Origin of the sequence: Micromonospora sp. C81 (assembly GCF_018070425.1) — a bacterium.
In the GTDB taxonomy this organism is placed as follows: domain Bacteria; phylum Actinomycetota; class Actinomycetes; order Mycobacteriales; family Micromonosporaceae; genus Micromonospora; species Micromonospora zamorensis.
Window position 1 is genome coordinate 48,200 of sequence record NZ_JAGPXS010000001.1, and the last position, 20,298, is coordinate 68,497.

Below are 20,298 nucleotides of genomic sequence, written 5' to 3' on the forward strand. Positions count from 1 at the left end.
CGGCTAGCGTGCCGGAATGGCATCGACGTTGGCCGAATCGACTGATCCGTACTGCCTGCGTGCCGGCGAGGCCGCCGAGCTGCTGCGCGGGCACCCGTGGCGGCGATTCATCGCACTGGGCGACAGCGTGGTCGAGGGCAGCTGCGAGCCGACGCCCGGCTACTCGGACGTGCAGTGGGCCGACCGGGTCGCCAGCGAACTGGACGCCGCCCGCCCGGGTCTGGCGTACCTCAATCTCGGCCGCAGCGGGCTGCGCGCGCACCAGGTGCGAGCCGAGCAGCTCGCGCCGGCGCTGGCCTTCGCGCCCGACCTGGCGCTGGTGGTCTGCGGTGGCAACGACGCCTTCCGCCCGGCGTACGACGCGGACGCGGTCGACGCGGAGCTGACCGCGATGATCATTGCGCTGCGGGACGTCGGCGCGCACGTGATCACGGTGGGGATGTTCGACGTCTCGTACAGCCCGGCGGTCCCGGAGGCCCTGCGCCCCGGCCTGCGGGAGCGGATGCGCCGCCTGTCCGCGCGCACCGCGCGGCTCGCCGAGCGCCTGGGCACCGTCCACGTGCACCTGACCGATCACCCGCTGACGGCCGACCCGACCCTCTACAGCACCGACGGCCGACACGGCAGCGCCCGCAGCGACGCCATAGCAACGGCCGAAACCCTCCGCGCCCTCTCCCCCCACCGCCGCCCCTGACCGACCCCGCGCCCCCCGGTCCCCACCCGGTGATCAAGAGGTTTCGGTCACGACACGCCAGGTCCGGTGACGCAAACCTCTTGATCACCGGGGCGATCGCGTGGGGGGCGTGGTGGGCGTGGGGGGCGTGGGGGGTCAGTCCTTCAGGAGGACTCCGGTCATCAGGACGCCGTGGGCCAGGTTGAGGACTCCGTCGCAGCCGGGGTAGCCGACCCTCGCCAGGCCGCCGGAGGCGTGCCGGCCGAAGAGGTACGGGGCGAGGGAGTACGGCACCTCTGCCGTCACCGTCTCGCCCGTTTCGATCTGCACGAAGTCCATCGACACCCGGTCGGTCGGCAGGTACTCCTGAAGGATCGCGCCGCCCTGGTCGACGGCGGCCCGTACCCCGTCGGCCCAGTCCGTCGGGGTCAACTCGGGGCCGAGCAGCACGCCGTGCCCTGCGGAACCGTCGGCCGGTTTGGCCACCAGCTTCGCCTGGTCGGCGATCGCCCGGTCGAGCACCGCGGCGGTCAGCGGCACCGTGTACGGCACGTGCCGACGAATCAGCGTCTGGTCGTCGGCGGGCAGAGCGCCCATGTCCTCCCACAGCCACGCAAAGGTGATCTTGTTGCCGAGCAGCCAGGCCGCCGCCGAGACGAACATCGGCAGCGTGCCCGCCGCGAGGGCACCGGCCACCGCGTCCAGGCCGGCGGTCGGGGTGACCCGGTTGGGCACGAACAGCCGGAACAGCGCGTCGACCGGCGCGCCGTCGACCACCAGGCGACTGTCGGCGTCCAGGGTGGCGGTGGAGACCGGGGCGATGACCAGGTCGATGCCGAAGTCCCGGGCCCGTACGGCCAGTGGGTCGAGGATCCGGATGAACGTCTGCGGGTCGTCCAGACCGGGATAGTCGGAGTCGAAGTCCATCAGCAGCGCCACCCGGGCGCCGTCGGGCAACCGCAGCTCCTCGCGGATCGCCACGAACCGTTGGTCGAGCAGTGACGGTGCGGCCCGCGCCGACAGGTCGTCCAGGATGCCCTGGTCCTGGTAGAGCCGCGCGAAGCGCTGGATCACGGTGTCGGCGTCGAAGCCGCCACCGAGGCTGCTGTCGATGTTGTACTCGACGAACTTCGGCACCCCCGCCGAGAAGATCACGTCCGGCCGGTACGCGGCCAGCAGCGCCTCGCTCAGCGGCTCCGACTCGTCCAGCAGGCGGGTCTCCCCCGCCGGTACGTCGAGCAGCCGGCGCAGCTCACCCGCGGTGCCCGCCCGACGACGGCAGGCGTCGAGGATCAGTTGGGCGAGCCGGTCGCAGACCTCGTTCAGCTGCCGCCAGGCGTCGGCGGTCAGGACCGGGGGGCGGGCCAGCCGCCACTTCTTGTTGTAGGTGGCCCGGCCGTGGAAGACCTGCTCCCAGGCCGCCGCCCCACTGGTCACCATGGCTCGTCGGGCCGGCTCCGGCAGGTCGGTCCAGGCTCGGTCGGCCGCCGGCCACGCGTAGTTGGGGTCGATCATGATCCGTCCTTCATGGTCAGGTGGATGGCGGTGGCGAGCTGGTCCCGGGACGGTTGCACGGCCCGGTCCAACGCCGGCGCGAACGGCAGCACCGCCCCGTCCGGGCGGGTGACCCGGCGGGGAGGGGCGAGCAGTCGGACGCGCTCCACCACCGAGGCGATGATCTCGGCGGCCATGCCGCAGGAGCGGTTGGCGTCGTCGAGCACCACGAGCCGCCCGGTGCGCGCCACCGACTCGGTGAGGCCGTCGATGTCGAACGGGTACAGCGTGCGCGGGTCGAACACCTCCACCGAGACCTGGTCGGCCAGCTCCTCGGCCACCGCGAGCGCGTCGTGCACCAGGTGCCCGACCGCGACCACTGTGACGTCGTCGCCGAAGCGGTGGATCCGGCCCCGGCCCAGCGGCACCGGGGTCAGGTCCTCGACGTCCTCCCGCAGGTCCATCGCGCCAGCCGGGGCGAACACCACCACCGGGTCGTCGTGGCGGATCGCGGTGACCAGCAGCCCGTACGCGTCGGCCGGGGTGGCCGGCACGACGGTGACCACGCCGACGTGCGCGAAGAGGCTGTACGGCTGGTCGGAGTGCTGCCCGGCCCAGCCGGTGCGCGAGCCGGAGCCGGGGACCAGGTAGGTGACCGGGACGGCGCACTGCCCACCGGTCATCAGCGGGAACTTGTGGGCGTGGTTGACGATCTGCTCGAAGACCAGGAACAGCAGCGACGGGATCTGGAACTCGATCACCGGCCGCAGCCCGGCCAGCGCCGCGCCGGTGGCGAAGCTGGTGAACGCCTGCTCGGACAGCGGGGTGTCGCGTACCCGCTCGGTCCCGAAGCGCTTGGCCAGGCCGGTGGTCACCATCGACGCCCCGACCTGGACGTCCTCGCCGAGCAGGAACACCGCCTCGTCGCGGGTCAGCTCGTCGGCGAGTGCCCGGGTCAGCGCCCGGCGGTACGACAGTCGGGGCACCTCAGCCACCTCCGGTGCGGACGGTCATTCAGCCACCTCCGGTGCATGCGGTCATTCAGCCACCTCCGGTGCGGGCGGTCATGCCGCTGGCGTACAGGTAGGCCAGGGCATCGGCCGGGTCGGGTTGTGGGCTGGCCAGGGCGAAACGCACGGCCGCGTCGAGGGTTTCCTCGACCTCGGCGTCCACTGCGGCACGGTCGACGTCGGAGAGGCGCTCACCCTGGATACGCACCGGGTCGCGGGCCCGACCCCGGGTCACCTCGTCGGGCGGGCGGTAGTCGAGGCGTACCGCGTGCTCGAAGGTGTGGTGGACGTCGAAGCGGTAGGTACGGGCCTCGATCAGCTCGGGACCGCCGCCGGCGCGCATCCGGTCGACGGCGGCGGCCGCGGCGACGCGTACCGTCTCGGGGTCCTGGCCGTCGACCTGGGCGGCCGGGACGCCGAACGCGGCGGCCCGGCCGGTGATGCTGCCGGCCACCGCGCCGGCGACCGGCATGGTGGTGGCGTAGCCGTTGTTCTCGCAGACGAACAGCACCGGCACCCGCCAGAGCGCGGCCAGGTTGAACGCCTCCAGCAGCATCCCCTCGTTGACCGCGCCGTCGCCGAAGAAGCTCACCCCGACGGTGTCGCGCCCCCGACGGCGGTGGGCCCAGACCGCACCCGTGATGATCGCCCCGGAGGCCCCCACGATGGCGTTGGCGCCGAGCACGCCGAGGCTGAAGTCGGCGGCGTGCATCGAGCCACCCCGCCCGGCGTTGAGGCCGGTGACCCGACCGCACAGCTCGGCGAGCATCCGGGCCGGGTCCGCGCCCCGGGCCAGGACGTGCCCGTGTCCGCGATGGGTGCCGGCGATCACGTCGTCGGCACCCAGGGCGGCGCAGACGCCGGCGGCGATCCCCTCCTGACCGAGGTACGGGTGGATGCCGCCGACGATCTGCCCGCCGTGGACCAGCTCCACCGCCCGTTCCTCGAACCGGCGGATCAGCCGGACCGTGCGGTAGAGCCGGACCGGGTCGGCGTCGGTCACGCCGGTCCCTTGATGGCGGCGAGGATGTCGTCCCACAGTCGGGCCCGGGCGGTGAGGGCGGTGTTGACCGTGTCGGCGCACTCCTGCCACTTGGTGTCGTCGTCGCCGCACAGGTCGGCGAGCATCTGCATGGCCATCGGGGTGTGCTGTTCGCCGTCGACCTCGATGTGCCGCTCCAGGTAGTCGACGAACGTGTGCAGCCGGTTGCTGCGCTCGTTGACCGAGACGACCTGCGTGAACATGTCCGGGATGAGGTCCTCGCGACCGAACGCGAAGGCCGCCGCCTGGCAGTGCACCGGGGTCGACTCGATGATCCGCCAGGTGGTGGCGGCGAACCTCGCCGACGCGGCCGGCACCCCGGCCTCGGTGAGCGCGTCGGTCACCGGCCGGCCGGCGCGCAGCAGGTCGACGAGGGCGTTCACGGCGGTGGTGTCCGCGCCGGCCTCGACCATGCCCTGCACGTACAGCTCGAAGTGGCTGATGTAGCCGCCGCCCAGCTCGTCGCTCTCCTCGACCATGACGATGTCGTTGATGAGGCGGCGGCTGCCGGTCGGGCCGGTCGGGATCCACGGCACGGTGACGCAGGTCAGCTGCCGTTGCAACGACTTCAGCAGCGACATGAAGTCCCAGACCGCGAAGACGTGGTGCTGCATGAAGGTGACCAGCGCCTCATGGGTGTCCAGGTTGGCGTAGAGCGGGTGCTTGACCACCACGTCACGGCGGTCGGTCACCGCCTTTTCCAGCCGTTCGATGCCCGGGTGGGTCCTACCCCAGTCGTAGCGTGACATGTCAGCCTCCCTGTTGGGCGCGGTGGCGCCAGATGACCGGGCAGTAGTCGGGATCCGCGTAGTCGGGCCGCCCCTCGTGGGTGCGGCGGACCAGCACGTCGTGGTTGTACGCGGCGAGCGTGCCGTCGGAGAGCGGATACTCCCGCCAGGCGTTGTCGCCGTCCTGCAGGTGCAGCGAGATCGCCTGTCGGGGGCGACCGCTGCCGTTGGGGCCGCTGCCGTGGTAGGTGCGGCAGTGGTGGAAGCTCACGTGGCCCTTGGGGATCACCATGGGGATCTTGCGGATCTCCGCACCGTTGTACGCGGCGTTCTCGGCCAGCATCTCCTCCAGCTGGCTGCGGTCCCGGTCGGCGAAGTGCCGCACCACCGTGTCGTCGGCGCCGATCTCCTTCCACCGGTGCGAGCCGTCGACCATGGTGATGGTGCCCATCTCCTCCCCACAGTCGTGGAAGGGGATGAACGCGGTGAGCATCTTCTCCGACGACGAGGACGCCCAGTAGTGCTTGTCGAAGTGCCAGGGCACGATGTTGCTCGGCTCACCGTCGATCGGCGGCTTGTAGATCAGCGTGGACTGGAAGACCCGGATCTCGTCGGCCTGGGCGAGCCGGGCCGCCACCGCCCCGACCAGCGGCTTGCGCAGGATCGCGCCCAGCCCGTCGTGCTCGTGGTGGACGTAGTCGTTGTGCCGTTGCACCGGCCCCGACGACGGCTCCCAGTAGGCCAGCTTCGGGGGCCGCACCGGCAACCGCCGGTCCCGCTCACCGTCGTAGTAGCGCTGCGCGGCGGCGGCGAGGGCGTCCACCTCGTCGTCGGTGAACACCTTCTTCGACAGGTACCAGCCGTGCTCGGCGTAGTGCCGCACGTCGTCGTCGGACGGCAGCAGGGCCTGCTCCTCGGCGGTCAGCGTCGGTTCGTAGCCGGTCACGCTCACGCCCCCACCCCCTGTGGTGTGGCCGCCACAGCGGCCAACTCCCGTTCCTTGGCCTCGTAGAGCGCCTTGATGTTGCCGCTGCCGAAGCCCCGCGCGCCGCGCCGCTCGATCAGCTCCAAAAAGAGCGTGCGGCGTACGTGCATCGACTCGGCGAAGATCTGCAACAGCTGGCCGTCGTGGTCGGAGTCGACCAGCACGCCCAGCTCGCGCAGCCGGTCCAGTGGGGCGTCCACCCGACCGACCCGTGCCTCCAGGGAGTCGTAGTAGCTGCCGGGTGTGCCGGCGAAGCGCACCCCGCGCCGGCCCAACGCCTCGACCGCGGTGAGGATGTCGTCGGTGCGCAGCCCCAGGTGCTGCACTCCCCCGCCGGCGTGCTGGTCCAGGAACGCGTCGATCTGCCCCGGCCGCCGGGCCCGGTCCGGTTCCAGCAGCACCACGGTGACCCGCCCGGACGGGCTCTGCACCACCTTGGAGTTCATCCCCTGCCCGTCGACCTCGATGTGTTCCTCGAAGATCTCCGCGAAGTCGAACAGCTTCTCGAAGTGCCGGACCGTCTCGTCGAGCTGACCGGGCGGCACGCAGACCGCCAGGTGGTCGATCTCGGCGAGCACCGGCGGATGACCCTCCCCACCGGACGGTGCCGGTGTGATGACGCCGGGCAGGAACTCGGCCGGGTCGCCGCGGCGTTGCACCAGCCGGTGCCGCACGTCGGCGAAGCCGTCCACCTCGGCGGTCACCACCTCGGCGCTCGCACCGGTGACGGTGGTCGGTGGTGTCACCCCGGTCGCGCCGCGGCCCACCAGCTCGGCGTACGCGGACGCGACGTCGTCGACCTCGACCGCGACGACGGCGATGCCGTCACCGTGGCGCTGGACGTACCTCGCCGCCGGATGCTCGGCACTGAGCCCCGAGGTGAGCAGCAGTCGGATGTCGCCGTGACAGAGCAGCAGCGAGCGCTGCCCTTCCAGCCCGGTCTCCGGGCCACCCTGGCCACAGATCTCGAAGCCGACGGCGGTGCTGAAGTAGAAGGCCGCCTGTCGGGCGTCCCCCACGTAGAGTTCGATGTGGTCGATACCACGGATGTCCATGTCCCCTGAAACCCCTCCCACACGCTTCCCCCCGTGTTGCCGTCCGGGCGCGCCCGCCCGGGATGCCGCGTCGATCACCTCCTCGGCTCGGCGACGCGCGCGAGCAGCAGGCTCACGTTCTGACCGCCGAACCCGAACGAGTTGGTGACCGCGTACTCCGGGTCGGCCTTGCGGGGCGCGCCACGGATGTGGTCCGCCGGGCAGGCCGGGTCCGGGTCGTCGAGGTGGTACGTCGGCGGCAGCAGCCCCCGACCGAGCGCCAGCGCGGTGACCGCCGCCTCCAGGACCCCGGAGGCGCCGAGCAGGTGCCCGGTGAGCGCCTTGGTGGAGCTGACCGGCACCCCGCCGACGCCGAACACGTCGGCGAGGGCGGTGGTCTCCGCGATGTCACCGAGCTTCGTCGCGGTGCCGTGCGCGTTGACGTAGCCGACCGCCGCCGCGGGCACACCGGAGCTGCGCAGCGCGCGCCGGATGCACGCGGCCGCGCCGGCACCGTCCGGGCGGGGTGCGGTCGGGTGGTACGCGTCAGTGGTCGCGCCGTGGCCGGCCACTTCGGCGTACGCGGTGACGCCCCGCGCCGCGGCGTGCTCGGCGCGTTCCAGCACCAGCAGCGCGGCGCCCTCGGCCAGCACGAACCCGCTGCGGGAGGTGTCGAACGGCCGGCTCGCCCGGGCCGGGTCGTCGCCTGCTCTGGCCAGGGCGCGCGCGTTGCCGAAGGTGTCGGCGAAGGTCGGGAACAGCGGTGCCTCGCTGGCCCCGCAGAGCACCACGTCGACCTCTCCGGTGGCGATGAGCCGAACCCCGTCGGCGACCGCCTGGGCACCGGAGGCGCAGGCGGTGCCGACCGACGAGCTGTAGCCGCGGATGCCGTGCGCGATGGCGATCCGCGCCGCCGGCATGTTCGGCAGGATCCCGGTGAGCAGGTACGGGCTGACCGCCGCCCGACCCCGGGCGGCCCGGGCCAGCACCTGCGACTCCAGGGTCGCCATGCCACCGACACCGCCGACGATCACCCCGATCCGGTCGGGGTCGACGTCGCGGCCGACCTCGATGCCGGCGTCGGCGAGCGCGTCGGCGGCGGCGAGGAGTGCGAGCACCACGATCCGGTCCAGCACCCGGGTCTCCGGCCCGGACGCGACGGTGCGCGGGTCGATGTCGGGCAGCAGGCCGGCGACGTCCAACGACTCCCTGACCGGGTGCCCCTCGGGCGGGCGGGTCAGCCCGGAACGGCCGGTGGTCACCGCCTCGAAGGTCTCCTCGACGCCCCGCCCGACCGGGGTGAACAGACCCATCCCCGTGATCAGGGCGGTCACGCCGCCACTCCGCTTCGCTCCGCGCCGGCGCTGAGCTGCCTGATTCGCTCGCTCATGACGCCGCCTCGGTGAGGTAGCGCTCGCGCAGGACCACCTTGCGGACCTTGCCGGTCACCGTGACCGGGATGTCCGCGGAGCGCACCGGCACGACCCGGCGCAGCGTGCCGCCGACGTCCGCGCCCAGTGCGGCGCGGACCCGTTCGGTGCGGTCCTCGGCCTCGTCGGCGCCGGCGGCCAACTCCAGCAGCACGTCGGTGACCACACCGTCGGCCTCGGCGACGATCACCACAGTGCAGTCGGTGACGTCCGGGCAGGCGGCCAGGATGCGCTCCTCGGACAACGCGGTGAACAGGCGTCGGCCGTCACCGGCGTCGACCGAGTCCACCGCCCGGTCCAGGTGGTAGTAGCGCCCCTCGGCGTCGGTGCGGACCAGGTCGCCGGTCAGGTACCAGCCGCGCTGACGGAACCGGTACGTGGTGACCGAGTCGTTCCAGTAGCCACGGAACAGCGACGGCGAGTCGACGCCCAGGAAACCCACCTCGCCGGTCGGCACCGGTTCGCCGTCGGCGTCGAGCACCGCGACCCTGGTGAACTGGTACGGGCGGCCGATGCAGCGGCCGTACCGGTCGGTGTCGGCGCGGTGGGTGATGTGGAACATCGAGTGCCCCATCTCGCTGGAGCCCAGCCCGTCGATGAAGACCGAGCCGGGCACCCGCACCACGCCGTCGCGGGTGACCGTGTCCCGGGAGCCGACCGCGACCAGCCGCCGGATGTGCGGCTCGTGCGAGCAGTCGCCGGTGTTGAACCACAGCCGCACCGAGTCCAGGTCGTACCCGGACAGGTCGAAGCGGGCCAGCTCGGCCCAGGTGACCGAGAAGCCGAACACGCCGTCGGGGTGCCAACGTTGGATCGCGTCGAGCACCCGCTCACCGTCCTGTTCGGACAGCAGCAGCATCTGCGCGGAGTTGCCCAGCGCCTGGTTGACCATCAGCACGGTGGCGGTGTGCGGGGCGGGCAGCGCGTTGAGGATCCGGGTGGTGCCCTGCGCCTGGGGCATGGTGAGCAGGTGCCGGGTCGCGGCGAAGAGGCTGGCGTGCGAGTGCAGCACCGCCTTGGGCACCCCGGTCGTGCCGGAGGTGTGGGTGATCACGATCGGGTCGTCTGGGTGGTGCCGGTAGTGCGCAGGGGCGGCGGACGGGTCACCCGTACCGGCCTGCGCGGGGGTGCCGAGCAGGGGTACGCCCAGATCGTGCCCGGCCAGCAGCGCGGTGTGCGCGTCGTCGGCGAGCACACCGACGCCCCGCAGCCGACGGATGTACTCGGCGGCGATCTCCGGACGGAGCTTGCCGTTCATCAGCGCCGGAATCGCCCCGAGGCGGGCCAGCGCCAGGAAACTGAGCACCATGTCGGCGGCGGCGGTGGCCCAGACGGCGACCGGGTCGCGGGGACGTACCCCGCGCTCGTGCAGCCAGGCCGCACGAGCGGCGACGCGCTCGTCGAGCCGACCTAACGTGAGCGGCTCCTCGGCCGGGTGCCCGTCGACGGCCGTGTCGAAGGTCAACCCGGGGCCGTCCGGGTCGGCGCCGTGTGCAAGCACCCGGGCCAGGACGTTACCCGCGCCCACCTCGGTGTCGGCGGCCAACGCGCCCCGCAGTCCTCGTGTCCTCATGGTCGTCCTTCTCCCCCCAGCAGCACCGCGACCGCCTCGGTCGACGCGTCGGGCGCCTGTTCGATCAGGATCAGCAACACCTCGTCGGCGTCGCCGTCGTACCGCAGCAGGTCCGCCTCGGCGGTGCCGTCGGCGTACGGGTCACCGGTCGGGCTCAGGCAGACCACCGGGCCGCGCAGGCCCCAGCGGGCCGCGAGGTGCCCGGCGACGCTGTTGGGCACCGACTGGAAGAAGAACAGTGGGCCGATCCGCCCGCCGGCCTCCACAGTCGCCCGTACGTGCCCCGCGCTGGTGCGGTCGCCACTGGCGCTGACCAGCACGATCGCGGTCCGCCTCCCCGGGGGCACGCCGGCAACCCCGTACCCGCGCCCCAGACACCGCTCCGCCACCGCCGCCACGACCGGCGCGAACTGCGAGGACACGAACCCGGGGACTCCCGGTGCCGGCCCGTCGTCGCCCGCCTCGGGCCACCGCGCCTGCGCCAACACCCTCGTCCCCCGCTCCGCCGACCCCGCAACGACGGGTGCCGTCTCGGGTTCGTCGGGGCGGACGGTGGACGACCGCCCGGTCATGGCGCGCCGACCAGGAGGGCGGTGTTCGCGCCGCCGAACGCCGCGTTGAGGGTCAGCGCGTGCGTCGTGGTCGTCCGGCGAGGGTGGTCCCTGATGACGTCCAGGGGGCACGCCTCGTCCGGGGCCAGCCAGCCGGCGTTGACCGGCAGTTCGCCCTGCCGCAGCGCGAGCGCGGTGACCACCAGTTCGAGCAACCCGGACGCCTCCAGGGCGTGCCCGTGCACCGCCTTCGTGGAGCTGACCGGGACCTGCGCGGCGTGCGCGCCGAGAACCCTGCGCAGGGCTGCCGCCTCGGCGGCGTCACTCTGTGGGGTGCCGGTGGCGTTGGCGTTGACGTAACCGACGGCCTGCGGCGGCAGCCCGGCCCGGCGCAGCGCGGCGTCGACCGCACGGGCCAGGCCGGCGCCGGTCGGGTCCGGCTGGCACGGATGGAACGCGTCCCCGGCCCGCCCCCAGCCCACCACGGTGGCCAGTGGCTCGACGCCCCGCCGCCGCCCGGCGCTGGATTCCAGCACCACCGCGGCCACGCCGTCGCCGAGCAGCAGCCCGCGTCGGTGGGCGCTGAACGGGCGGACCGCCCCGTCCACCGCGAGGGCCCGGCCGGCGTCGAACAACGCGAACTGGTCCGGCTCCACCAGGTAACCGGCGGCGACCACCACCCGGTCGACGTCACCCCGGGCGATCAGGGTCGCCGCGTCGGCCACCGCTGTGCTCGCCGACACGCAGGCGCTGGTGTAGACCCGGGTGTGCCCCGAGAGCCCACACTCCGCGGCGAGCTGGGCGGCGAGCGCACCCGGGGTGGGGCCCGCTCCCGGTGCCGGTCCGCCGTGCACGGCGAGCAGCAGAGCGCACTGCTCGCGCTGCGCACCGGCCAGGCCGGCCGCGCGGCACGCCGCCTCGATCGCGGCGGCCAACTCGTCGCCGAGCGAACCGACCTCGGGCAGGGTTGCCGCCACGGTGACCCGGCGGGCGGCGGTGTCGAAGCGGCGTACCGCGCCGAACGCCGGCACCCCGGCCAGCACGCCGGCGAGCTGCGCCTCGGCGCCCCGACCAAGGGCACTGACCGCGTGTACGCCGGTGAGCTGGGTGACGCGCGGCTCAGCCATCTGCGGGGGTGGTCAGCGACGCCCGGAACACCGCCAGGGCGTCGTCGACGGTGCGGATGCCGGCCAGCTCGTCGTCGGTGAGGTCGAGCTGGCGGTCGAAGCGTTGCTCGACGAGGTGCACCAGCCAGGCCAGCTCCATCGAGCCGATCCGGTCGGGCACCTCGGCGGCCGGTTTCGTGGTGAGTTCGGCGAGCATCGTCAGCAGGTCAGCTCGCCCCAGGTCGGGCTGACCGTCCATCAGGCTTTGTCGCTCGTCGCCTCGGTCACCCGGTTGGCGACCATGGTGGTGAACTCGCCGACCGTCATCAGGGCCAACTGCTCCGACTCGTCGTCGGCGAACGTCACGCCGTACCGGTCCTCGACCCGGACGGACAGGTCGGCCAGGGCGAGCGACTCCAGGTCGACGCCGGCGGGGCCGAGCGTCGTGTCGTCGTCGAGCCCCTCGACGTCGTAGTTCATGTCGGCGAGCTGCTCGACGACGAAGGCGCGGACCTCGGCTCTCATGGATACCCTCTCTGCGTGGGTCAGCTGACGGCGTCCGGTCGGGACACCGCCTACGTGTGGGTCGGTCGGGATACCGGCGGTCAGCCGGATCCGGCCGCTGAGCTGCTGTGCCAGGCGGGACGCCTGCTGCTGGACCGCCCGAGGGCCGAGTTGGTGCTGACGTACGGCCCGGGTGGGCGGCCGCTCGTCCGGGCCAGCGATGACCCGGCCGGGTCGGTCGGGTTGCCGGTCAGCGTCAGCCGCACCGCCGGGCTGGTGGTGGTCGCCGCCCGCCGTGCCGGCGCAATCGGCGTGGACGTGGAGCGGGTGCGCCCGCTGCCCGCGCTCGCGCTGGCCCGCCGCTGGTTCCCGCCCGCCGAGCTGACCTGGTTGGCCGATCGGCCCGAAGCTGGCCGGGCGGTGGACTTCCTGCGGCTGTGGACTGCGAAGGAGGCGGTCGGCAAGGCGCTCGGGCAGGGCCTGCGCGGCGGCGGACTGCGCCGGGAGATGCCGCCCCCGGGGCTGCCGTGGCGACCGGTGCCCGGTGCCGAGACCCTGTGGGTCGGCCACCCGGAGTTGGGCGGTGACCTCGTCCTGGCGGTCGCGGTGCACGCCACCGGGCAGGTCGACGTCGAGGTGGTGCAGCCGACCGGTCACGGTGCCGTCGAGGTGGTGCAGCGGCCCGGTCACGGGGTGGCCGCCGTGCGCAGCGCGTCGGTCGAGCGGACCAGCTTGCCGGTGGTGGTGCGGGGCAACTGGTCGAGCAGGTGCAGCACCCTGGGCCGCTTGTAGCCGGCCAACCGCTCGGTGAGGAGCTTGTCCAGCGTCTCCTCCGACAGCGGGCCGTCGGGTTGGACGTACGCGGTGATGCCGTCGTCCCACACGACCACCGCCGCGGTGACCCCGGGCAGCTCGGCGACTGTCGCCTCCACCTCGGTCAGGTCGACCTTCATCCCGCCCACGGAAACCTGCGAGTCGAGTCGGCCGCGCACGGTGACCAGGCCGGTGGCGGGGTCGACGGTGCCGGCGTCGCGGGTGTGCAGCCAGCCGTCGGCCCAGCGGGTCGGGTCGCTCAGCCCCACGTACGGCGACGCCGGGCAGGACACCCACAGCTCGCCGTTGGTCTCGCGGACCTCGATGCCGGGCGCCGGGACGATCGACGGTCGGTGCGATCCGTGCAGGTCGGTGCCGATCACACCGACCTCGGTCATCCCGTACATGTTGCCCAGCGGCACGCCGTACCGGTCGGTGAACGCCTGGGCGACCGCGGCCGGCACCAGCTCGCCGCCGGTGGTCATCCGCTTGAGCTGCGGCAGCGGACCGGTGGGTCGGGTGGAGGCGAGCAGTCCGATGTGGAACGGCACGCCCAGCACGGTGGCGGGCGTCGCGCCGGCGCTGATCGCGGCCAGCACGGCGTCGCCGCTGAGCCGCTCCGGTGGCACCAGCTCGACCCCGGCGTGCAGGCCGTAGAGCAGGCCGCCGACCAGGCCGAGCACGTGCACCATCGAGGGCAGCAGGATGATCCGTTCGCCGGGCAGTGCCATCCCGTCGATCCGGGTGTAGCGGTGCACCTCGGCAACCAGGTCGGCGGCAGTGCGGCCGATCACCTTGGACGGTCCGGTGGAGCCGGAGCTGAGCTGGATCACGGCGTGGCCACTGACCGCCGGGCCGTCGGCGTACCGGGAGACGCCCTCGGTGACGTCGACGAAGATCCGCAGCGCGCCGCCGCCGCTGCGGACCGGCGCGACGACCACCTGCGGGGTGAGCCGGACCAGCGCGCGGTCCACCTCGTGATCGGTCAGTCGGTGGTCGAGCAGGATCGCCTGCGCCCCGGCGCGCCAGGTCGCCAGGAGGTTCACCACGTACGCCAGTGACGGCGGCAACCGCAGCGCGGCAGCGCCACCGGGGCGCAGTCCGGCCGCGACGAGACGGTCCTGCGCGGCGGTGACCAGCCGGTGCAGGGTGGCGCGGTCGATCGGCTCGGGCAAACGGAGACAAATGTCTGTCGGGCGGCCGGCGAACAGGACTTCGTCCACCCATCCTGGGTCGGTCGCCGTAGGATCTTCTGTCGTCACTGCCGTTCACCGCCCAGCATGAAATAGGGCAAATATGCCCATGACGTACGCTTGTCGGGGTGCTGCGGGGAACCATACGACGCCCCGCGCGGCCATTGCTAGATGCAAATGGCTGGATCAAAAGAGGCGGCCAGCCGGATTGCCGACAGCCCGTTCGACGGGCAGGATCAGGCGCGTGCCTCGGCAGATCGTCACCGTGGGATGACCCCTCGTACAACCGTCGTGCGGCCCCATCCGGACGGCCGATGGTGCCCCCCGGGTGAGCCCGACGAGGGTTGCGAGTCGCGCCACGCTGGTGGCTGCGCGGCCGCTGTGGGCGATCTCGGCGATGAGGATACGGGCCGGGAGCCCTCACGGTGGGCGGGGACATGACACCAGCCTGCCGCTCTTGCCGGCGACTACCGCCGCACACGCCGCCTCACCCGCGACAGCTGACAATCTTGGACAGTTTCCGTTACCCCGTAACGGAAACTGTCCAAGATCTACCCTGCCAGCTCTCCGTCACGCCGCTACCGACGTCGTCGGCACGGTCAGATCATTGGACGCACCAACGCCTCCGCTCATCGAGCCGTCCAGATACGCCGGCTGGCACAGGTGAGCGCGACCATCTCGGCGGCCCGAGGGCCGTCAGGCGAGCGCCGGCGTCTGCGCGTGGATGTGGAACCGCAGCGAGCGGGCGTCGGTGAAGCACTCCCGCATCGGGCGCACCAGGTCCCGGTGTTCCGGGCTGCGTTCCCAGCTCTCGAAGTCGGCCAGACTCGCCCACTCGCTGGTGATCAACCACTGCTCCGGGTCGGTCGACGAGCGGCACACCTGGTCGACCAGGTGCCCGGGCACGCCGCCGGCCACCAGATGCCGCACCTGCTCGTACGCAGCGAGGAACTGCTCGGTGCGCGGCACCGGCACCCGCACCAGAAAGACCACCCGGGCCCGCTGCTCACTCATGACGCCTCTCCCCTCATCGGTGCGGCACCCCGCAGGACCAGCGCGCTGTTGAACCCGTCGAAGCCCCGCGCGCACACCAGCGCGAGCCTGCTGCGCGGCCGGCGGTGCTCCCGCAGGAAGTCCAGCTCGCACCCGTCGGCCACGTCGTCCGGGCCCGCCGACGCCGGCAGCGTGTCGTGCGCGAAGGCGAGCAGCGCGGTCGCCACGTCCAACGCCGAGCCGCCCTGGTACGCCCGCCCGGTCAGCGACTTCTGGGTGGTCACCGGAGGCGGCCGGTCGGCGAACACCGCCCGCAGCGCCTCGGCCTCGCTGCGGTCGTAGCGGGGCACACCGAGCGCGTCGGGCAGCACCACGTCCACCCCGGCCGCCGCGACGCCCGCCCGGTCCAGGGCCAGCCGCATCGCCCGCGCGTACTGCGCCGGATCGCCGGCACTGTCCGCCGTGGTGTGCGCGGCGTCGTGGGTGGAGCCCCAACCGCTCACCTCGCCGTAGACCCGGGCTCCCCGGGCCAGCGCGTGCCCCAACTCCTCCACCACGAACACCGCTCCCCCCTCCGCCGGCAGGTAGCCGCTGGCCGTGGCGTCGAACGGCCGGTACGCCCGCTCCGGGTCGGCGACGTCGCTGAGCAGCCCGGAGCGCAACTGGCAGGCCAGCGCGTACGGGCTCAGCGGGCACTCGGTGGCCCCGGCGATCACGACCGGAGTGCCCCGGCGCACCGCGCGGGCCGCGTGCGCGAGGCTGTCCAGCCCGCCGGCCGCCTCCGCGACCAACACCCCGCTCGGGCCCTTGAACTGGTGGTGGATGGAGAGCTGCCCGACGCTCGCCGCGTAGAACCAGGCGATCGACTGGTACGCCCCGACCGTCCGCGACGACCCGCCCCACAACCGTTGCAGCTCCCGCTGGCCGAACAGGTTGCCTCCCGACGAGCTGGCCAGGGTCACCGCGTAGCCGTACGGGTCGGGGGCCCGCTCGGGCAGCCCGGCGTCGGCCAACGCCAGCCGGGTGGCGGCGAAGCCGAGGTGCGTCCACCGGTCGGTCTGCACCAGTTGTCGGCTGTCCGCGTAGGAGTCGGCGGTGAAGCCGGGCACCTCCCCGCCGAATCGGGTCGGGTAGCCGGACGGGTCGAACAGCGTGATCGGCCCGGTCCGGCGGGTGCCGGCCAGCACCGTACGCCAGTGGGCGTCCGCGCCGATGCCGCTGGGCGCCACCACACCGATGCCGGTCACCACCGCGCGGGCGGTGCTCACGCCGTCGCGGTGTGGGGCGCCCCGGTGCTGCGCGGTGCTCACGCCGCCACCGTTCCGGGCAGGCGGCGGAACACCATCGCCGACTGGAAGCCGCCGAACCCGCTGCCCACCGAGAGGGCCACGTCCACCGGGACCTCCCGCGCCTCGTTCGGCACGTAGTCCAGGTCGCACTCTGGGTCCCTGGTGCTCCAGTTCGCCGTCGGGGGCACCACGCCGAACTCGATGGCCAACGCGCACGCGGCCATCTCGATCGACCCGATCGCGCCGAGCGAGTGCCCGACCATCGACTTGATCGAGCTGATCGGCACCCGGTACGCGGCCTGGCCCAGCGCCCGCTTGAACGCGGCCGTCTCGTGCCTGTCGTTCTGCCGCGTGCCCGAGCCGTGCGCGCTGATGTAGGAGACCTGCTCGGGCAGGGTCCTGCCCTGCTTGAGCGCGTCGGTGACGGCCAGGCCCATCTCCAGCCCGTCGGGGCGTAGCCCGGTCATGTGGAAGCCGTTGCTGCGGCTGGAATAGCCGGACACCTCGCAGTAGATGTGCGCCCCTCGTCGCAGCGCGTGCCCGGCCTCCTCCAGCACCAGCACCGCCCCACCCTCGGCCAGCACGAACCCGTGCCGGTCGGCGTCGAACGGGCGGGAGGCGTGCGCCGGGTCGTCGTTGTCCGGGCTGGTCGCCTTGATCGCGTCGAACGAGGCGACGGTGACCGGCGAGATCGGCGAGTCGGCAGCCCCGGCCAGCATCACGTCCGCCTCACCGTCCACGATCATCTGGTGGGCGTAGCCGATCGCGTCGATGCCGGAGGTACACCCTGTCGACACGACCTGCGCCGGGCCGTGCAGCCCGTACCGGCAGGCCACGTCGGCGGCGAGGCTGCTGGGCACCAAGGCCTGATAGAGGTACGGGCCGCCGCGCGCCGCGTCGACCAACCAGCGGCTGCCGTGCTCGCTGACCGTGACGTACTCCTGTTCCAGCGCCATCGTCCCGCCCACGGCGGTGCCCAGCACCACCCCCGCCCGGTTCCGCTCGGCGTCGGTCAGCACCAACTGGGCGTCAGCGACCGCCTCCGCGGCGCAGGCCAGCGCGAACTGCACGTACCGGTCGGACCGGCGTCGCTCCGCCTCGGTGAGCCCCGCCGCGACCGGGTCGAAGTCGCACTCCGCCGCGATCTGGGACCGGAACGGCGACGGGTCGAAGAAGCTGATCCGCCGGGTGGCGGTCCGCCCCTCGGTGATGGTCTTCCAGAAGCGATCCCGGCTCGCGCCGCCCGGAGCGACCACCCCGACGCCGGTCACCACAGTGCGACGACCGGTCATGACCCGCCCCGCTGCTCGACCAACTCGGTGTCGACGTGCCCCAACTCGGGGCGGGGGGCGAGCGGGCCCAGGTGGAAGACCACCTCGGCCGGTTCGACGCCGGTGTTGCGCAGTCGGTGCCGCACGTTCACCGGGACGAACAGTCCCTCCCCGGCGGCCAGGAGCGTCGGCTGGTCGTCCAGGTCGACGGTGATCGCGCCACGCACCACGTACAGGAACTCCTCGCTGTACGGGTGGTAGTGCTCGGCGATCCGCTCCCCCGGCGCGAGCGCGGCCACCCCGAGGAAGCCCGAGGTGCTGCCGACGGTGCGGGGGCCGAGCAGCACCCGCAGCTCACCGCCGCGACGCCGGTCGGCAGGTACGTCCCGGGCGGCGATCGGCCGGGTGCTCAGGTCACTCATCGTCGGCCTCCGTCGTCTCGTCGGTGGCCGCCGGGCGACCCTGGTCGGCGCGCTGCCGGGCGATCCGCTCCACCCGGTCCTTGATCACTGCGAGTTGGATGACGCTGTTGGTGTTGATCCGCTCGGTCATCCCGGCGTTGTCGACAGGTGCGGTCGGCTTCATCGCGAAGTCCTGCGTCCAGGTCATCCGGGTGCCGCCGGCCTCCTCGGTGTAGCGCCAGTGGATGCGCATGTACTCGAACGGCCCGGTCTCCACCCGGTGTGCCCGCACCTGGCGGCTCACCGGGTCGGCGGTGCGCTCACTGACCCAGCTCCACGACACCCCGTTCTCGTCGGGGTACATGGTGAGCCGGAACCGCACCGTGTGCCCGTCGCGGTGCAGGATCTCCACCACCGCGTACTCGGTGAACAGCTCCGTCCAGTTCGCCACGTCGTTGGTGACCTCCCAGACCAGCGCGAGCGGCGCGTCGAGGACCACGCTGTTCTCGGTGTGCCCGGGTGGGTCGGCGCGGCGGGTGACCAGGTCGGCCACCGCCGGAATGCTGAGCTGCCCGGCCTGCTCGGGAATGGTCACCTGCCACCGGTCGGCGACGACCGCGGAGAGTTCCAGCAGGGCGAGGGAGTCCATGCCCAGCTCCTCCAGCGACGCGGCGGGCGCCCGGGCCGCGGCGTCGGCGTCCAGCCCGCAGTGCGCCACCAGGATGTCGGTGATCTCGGCGGTCATCGGGCGACCATGGGTGACGGTCATCGGGTCCTCCTGTGGGTTGCGTCGGGCTTTGCGGCGGGCGCGGGGCGCGGGGCGGGGGTGGCCGTCGGCCGTTGCGCGGGCGCGGCACCGGGCACGCCGAGCAGACGGTCGACCAGGCCCGTGGTGTAGCGGCCCTTGCGGAATGCGGCGTCGTCGAGCACCCGCCGGACGAACGGGATGGTGGTGTGCACGCCCGGCCCCGCGATGTCGAACTCGTCGAGGGCGCGCTCCAGCCGGTTGAGGGCCAGCTCCCGGTCGGGCGCCCAGACGATCACCTTCGCCAGCAGCGAGTCGTACCAGGGGCCGACCAGGTAGCCGGCGCTGGCGTGGGTGTCCACCCGGGTGAACGGTCCACCGGGTGGGGTGAAACGCTCCAAGCGGCCGGGAGTGGGAGCGAAACCGCGCTCGGGGTCCTCGGTGTTGACCCGGCACTCCACAGCGACACCGTGCAGGCGGATCTCCTCCTGCCGCCAGCGCAGCGGCACCCCGGCGGCGATGTGCAGCTGCTCGTGCACCAGGTCGATCCCGGTGACCATCTCGGTGACCGGATGCTCCACCTGGATCCGGCAGTTGATCTCCAGGAAGTGGAACCGTTCCTCGGCGTCGACCAGGAACTCCAACGTGCCGGCACCGACGAAGCCGACCTCAAGGGCACCCCGCAGCGCCGTCTCGGCGATGGTGTCAAGAACGGCGGCGGGCAGTGCCGGGGCGGGTGCCTCCTCCACCAGCTTCTGGTGCCGGCGTTGCACCGAACAGTCCCGGGTGCCCAGGTGCACGCCGTTGCCGTGGGAGTCGCAGAGAACCTGCACCTCCACGTGCCGCGCCTCGGTGAGGTACCGCTCGACGTACACCCGGTCGTCGCCGAAGGCGGCCTGGGCGGCGGCCCGGGTCCGGGTGTAGGCCCGACGCAGCTCGCCCGGGGTGTGCACCACCGTCATCCCCCGGCCACCACCCCCGGCGGCGGCCTTCACGATCACCGGGTAACCGACCGCCTCGGCCACCTCGGCCGCGGCTGCGGCGTTCGGCACCGGCGCGATGCTGCCCGGCGACAGGGGCAGACCGGCGCGGCTCATCAGCGCCCGCGCCGACGACTTGTCGGCCAATGCGGCCATCACCGCCGGCGGCGGGCCGATGAAGACCAACCCGTTGTCCGCGCAGATCTCGGCAAAGTCGGCGTCCTCGGACAGGAACCCGTAGCCCGGGTGCACGGCCTGCGCGCCCACCTGCCGGGCCGCCTCCACTATCGCCGCGGCGTTGAGGTAGCTGCGTCGGCTCGACGCCGGCCCGATCCGGATGGCCTGGTCGGCGAGTCGGACCGCCGCCGAGTCGGCGTCCGCGGCGGAGTAGACCACCGCCGTCCGTACGCCCAACTCCTTGCAGGCGCGCAGCACCCGCAGCGCGATCTCGCCCCGGTTGGCGATCAGGACGGTCTCGAACAT

Annotated in this window: 21 protein-coding genes; 2 read left to right on the top strand and 19 right to left on the bottom strand. The window is 72.9% G+C overall.

What is annotated here, in order from left to right; translation table 11 throughout:
• Positions 1–16 precede the first annotated feature (16 nt).
• Complete coding sequence (locus KBX46_RS00230) at positions 17–694, top strand: SGNH/GDSL hydrolase family protein (RefSeq protein WP_210789480.1); 678 nt, start codon at positions 17–19, stop codon at positions 692–694.
• A 135-nt stretch (positions 695–829) separates the two neighbouring features.
• Here KBX46_RS00230 and KBX46_RS00235 read toward each other — a convergent pair whose 3' ends face one another.
• The 12 genes from KBX46_RS00235 to KBX46_RS00290 all read right to left on the bottom strand — a co-directional run bounded on the left by KBX46_RS00235 (position 830) and on the right by KBX46_RS00290 (position 12,151).
• Positions 830–2,188 carry a hypothetical protein gene (locus KBX46_RS00235; RefSeq protein ID WP_210789482.1) on the bottom strand — a complete coding sequence of 453 codons (1,359 nt, stop codon included), beginning with the start codon at positions 2,186–2,188 and terminating at the stop codon, positions 830–832.
• Positions 2,185–3,153, bottom strand: coding sequence for an alpha-ketoacid dehydrogenase subunit beta (locus KBX46_RS00240; RefSeq protein ID WP_210789484.1), 969 nt, complete (start codon positions 3,151–3,153; stop codon positions 2,185–2,187). Before KBX46_RS00240 ends, KBX46_RS00235 begins: the two co-directional genes overlap by 4 nt.
• 55 nt (positions 3,154–3,208) lie before the next feature.
• A complete protein-coding gene (locus KBX46_RS00245) occupies positions 3,209–4,180 on the bottom strand; it encodes a thiamine pyrophosphate-dependent dehydrogenase E1 component subunit alpha (protein ID WP_210789489.1) in 972 nt (323 codons plus the stop codon).
• The gene (locus tag KBX46_RS00250; protein WP_088948342.1) at positions 4,177–4,968 is read right to left on the bottom strand and encodes a DUF3050 domain-containing protein; all 792 of its coding nucleotides are present in this window, start codon (positions 4,966–4,968) and stop codon (positions 4,177–4,179) included. The genes KBX46_RS00245 and KBX46_RS00250 overlap by 4 nt, the downstream gene beginning before the upstream one ends.
• A 1-nt stretch (position 4,969) precedes the next feature.
• Positions 4,970–5,899: a phytanoyl-CoA dioxygenase family protein gene (locus tag KBX46_RS00255; RefSeq protein WP_210789492.1), complete on the bottom strand. Its 930-nt coding sequence runs from the start codon at positions 5,897–5,899 to the stop codon at positions 4,970–4,972.
• Positions 5,896–6,987, bottom strand: coding sequence for a 4-hydroxyphenylpyruvate dioxygenase (gene hppD / locus KBX46_RS00260; protein ID WP_210789495.1), 1,092 nt, complete (start codon positions 6,985–6,987; stop codon positions 5,896–5,898). Before hppD ends, KBX46_RS00255 begins: the two co-directional genes overlap by 4 nt.
• 74 nt (positions 6,988–7,061) lie before the next feature.
• Positions 7,062–8,300 carry a beta-ketoacyl synthase gene (locus tag KBX46_RS00265; RefSeq protein WP_088948345.1) on the bottom strand — a complete coding sequence of 413 codons (1,239 nt, stop codon included), beginning with the start codon at positions 8,298–8,300 and terminating at the stop codon, positions 7,062–7,064.
• A 52-nt stretch (positions 8,301–8,352) separates the two neighbouring features.
• A complete protein-coding gene (locus KBX46_RS00270) occupies positions 8,353–9,969 on the bottom strand; it encodes a class I adenylate-forming enzyme family protein (protein WP_210789497.1) in 1,617 nt (538 codons plus the stop codon).
• Positions 9,966–10,457, bottom strand: a complete 492-nt coding sequence (locus KBX46_RS00275; RefSeq protein WP_210790774.1) for a beta-ketoacyl synthase chain length factor — start codon at positions 10,455–10,457, stop codon at positions 9,966–9,968. The genes KBX46_RS00270 and KBX46_RS00275 overlap by 4 nt, the downstream gene beginning before the upstream one ends.
• Before the next feature lie 80 nt (positions 10,458–10,537).
• Positions 10,538–11,647: a beta-ketoacyl synthase gene (locus KBX46_RS00280; RefSeq protein ID WP_210789499.1), complete on the bottom strand. Its 1,110-nt coding sequence runs from the start codon at positions 11,645–11,647 to the stop codon at positions 10,538–10,540.
• Entirely contained in the window at positions 11,640–11,885 is a 246-nt protein-coding gene (locus tag KBX46_RS00285) for a hypothetical protein (RefSeq protein ID WP_088948349.1), read from the bottom strand. The genes KBX46_RS00280 and KBX46_RS00285 overlap by 8 nt, the downstream gene beginning before the upstream one ends.
• Entirely contained in the window at positions 11,885–12,151 is a 267-nt protein-coding gene (locus KBX46_RS00290) for an acyl carrier protein (RefSeq protein WP_088948350.1), read from the bottom strand. The genes KBX46_RS00285 and KBX46_RS00290 overlap by 1 nt, the downstream gene beginning before the upstream one ends.
• A 15-nt stretch (positions 12,152–12,166) precedes the next feature.
• On the opposite strand from KBX46_RS00290, the gene KBX46_RS00295 reads away from it, so the two are divergent.
• The gene (locus tag KBX46_RS00295) at positions 12,167–12,922 is read left to right on the top strand and encodes a 4'-phosphopantetheinyl transferase superfamily protein (RefSeq protein ID WP_210789501.1); all 756 of its coding nucleotides are present in this window, start codon (positions 12,167–12,169) and stop codon (positions 12,920–12,922) included.
• Here KBX46_RS00295 and KBX46_RS00300 read toward each other — a convergent pair.
• The 7 genes from KBX46_RS00300 to KBX46_RS00330 all read right to left on the bottom strand — a co-directional run bounded on the left by KBX46_RS00300 (position 12,817) and on the right by KBX46_RS00330 (position 20,298).
• Entirely contained in the window at positions 12,817–14,166 is a 1,350-nt protein-coding gene (locus KBX46_RS00300) for a class I adenylate-forming enzyme family protein (RefSeq protein ID WP_210789504.1), read from the bottom strand. The two genes, KBX46_RS00295 and KBX46_RS00300, sit on opposite strands and share 106 nt — an antisense overlap.
• 666 nt (positions 14,167–14,832) lie before the next feature.
• Positions 14,833–15,150, bottom strand: coding sequence for an antibiotic biosynthesis monooxygenase (locus KBX46_RS00305; protein WP_088948353.1), 318 nt, complete (start codon positions 15,148–15,150; stop codon positions 14,833–14,835).
• The gene (locus KBX46_RS00310; RefSeq protein WP_210790776.1) at positions 15,147–16,397 is read right to left on the bottom strand and encodes a beta-ketoacyl synthase N-terminal-like domain-containing protein; all 1,251 of its coding nucleotides are present in this window, start codon (positions 16,395–16,397) and stop codon (positions 15,147–15,149) included. The genes KBX46_RS00305 and KBX46_RS00310 overlap by 4 nt, the downstream gene beginning before the upstream one ends.
• A 38-nt stretch (positions 16,398–16,435) precedes the next feature.
• Positions 16,436–17,710 (bottom strand): beta-ketoacyl synthase, encoded by a 1,275-nt coding sequence (locus tag KBX46_RS00315; protein ID WP_210789506.1) that lies wholly within the window; start codon positions 17,708–17,710, stop codon positions 16,436–16,438.
• Positions 17,707–18,111 carry a cupin domain-containing protein gene (locus tag KBX46_RS00320; RefSeq protein WP_088948355.1) on the bottom strand — a complete coding sequence of 135 codons (405 nt, stop codon included), beginning with the start codon at positions 18,109–18,111 and terminating at the stop codon, positions 17,707–17,709. The genes KBX46_RS00315 and KBX46_RS00320 overlap by 4 nt, the downstream gene beginning before the upstream one ends.
• Positions 18,104–18,859, bottom strand: a complete 756-nt coding sequence (locus KBX46_RS00325) for an SRPBCC family protein (RefSeq protein WP_088948356.1) — start codon at positions 18,857–18,859, stop codon at positions 18,104–18,106. Before KBX46_RS00325 ends, KBX46_RS00320 begins: the two co-directional genes overlap by 8 nt.
• The gene (locus KBX46_RS00330; RefSeq protein WP_210789509.1) at positions 18,856–20,298 is read right to left on the bottom strand and encodes an acetyl/propionyl/methylcrotonyl-CoA carboxylase subunit alpha; all 1,443 of its coding nucleotides are present in this window, start codon (positions 20,296–20,298) and stop codon (positions 18,856–18,858) included. Before KBX46_RS00330 ends, KBX46_RS00325 begins: the two co-directional genes overlap by 4 nt.

What these genes read in the sequence shown, in the direction of transcription:
- KBX46_RS00230 (WP_210789480.1), top strand. Translation starts at nt 17, where the DNA reads ATGGCATCGACGTTGGCCGAATCGACTGATCCGTACTGCCTGCGTGCC.
- KBX46_RS00235 (WP_210789482.1), bottom strand. Translation starts at nt 2,188, where the DNA reads ATGATCGACCCCAACTACGCGTGGCCGGCGGCCGACCGAGCCTGGACC.
- KBX46_RS00250 (WP_088948342.1), bottom strand. Translation starts at nt 4,968, where the DNA reads ATGTCACGCTACGACTGGGGTAGGACCCACCCGGGCATCGAACGGCTG.
- hppD (WP_210789495.1), bottom strand. Translation starts at nt 6,987, where the DNA reads ATGGACATCCGTGGTATCGACCACATCGAACTCTACGTGGGGGACGCC.
- KBX46_RS00270 (WP_210789497.1), bottom strand. Translation starts at nt 9,969, where the DNA reads ATGAGGACACGAGGACTGCGGGGCGCGTTGGCCGCCGACACCGAGGTG.
- KBX46_RS00280 (WP_210789499.1), bottom strand. Translation starts at nt 11,647, where the DNA reads ATGGCTGAGCCGCGCGTCACCCAGCTCACCGGCGTACACGCGGTCAGT.
- KBX46_RS00285 (WP_088948349.1), bottom strand. Translation starts at nt 11,885, where the DNA reads ATGGACGGTCAGCCCGACCTGGGGCGAGCTGACCTGCTGACGATGCTC.
- KBX46_RS00290 (WP_088948350.1), bottom strand. Translation starts at nt 12,151, where the DNA reads ATGAGAGCCGAGGTCCGCGCCTTCGTCGTCGAGCAGCTCGCCGACATG.
- KBX46_RS00305 (WP_088948353.1), bottom strand. Translation starts at nt 15,150, where the DNA reads ATGAGTGAGCAGCGGGCCCGGGTGGTCTTTCTGGTGCGGGTGCCGGTG.
- KBX46_RS00315 (WP_210789506.1), bottom strand. Translation starts at nt 17,710, where the DNA reads ATGACCGGTCGTCGCACTGTGGTGACCGGCGTCGGGGTGGTCGCTCCG.
- KBX46_RS00320 (WP_088948355.1), bottom strand. Translation starts at nt 18,111, where the DNA reads ATGAGTGACCTGAGCACCCGGCCGATCGCCGCCCGGGACGTACCTGCC.
- KBX46_RS00325 (WP_088948356.1), bottom strand. Translation starts at nt 18,859, where the DNA reads ATGACCGTCACCCATGGTCGCCCGATGACCGCCGAGATCACCGACATC.
- KBX46_RS00330 (WP_210789509.1), bottom strand. Translation starts at nt 20,298, where the DNA reads ATGTTCGAGACCGTCCTGATCGCCAACCGGGGCGAGATCGCGCTGCGG.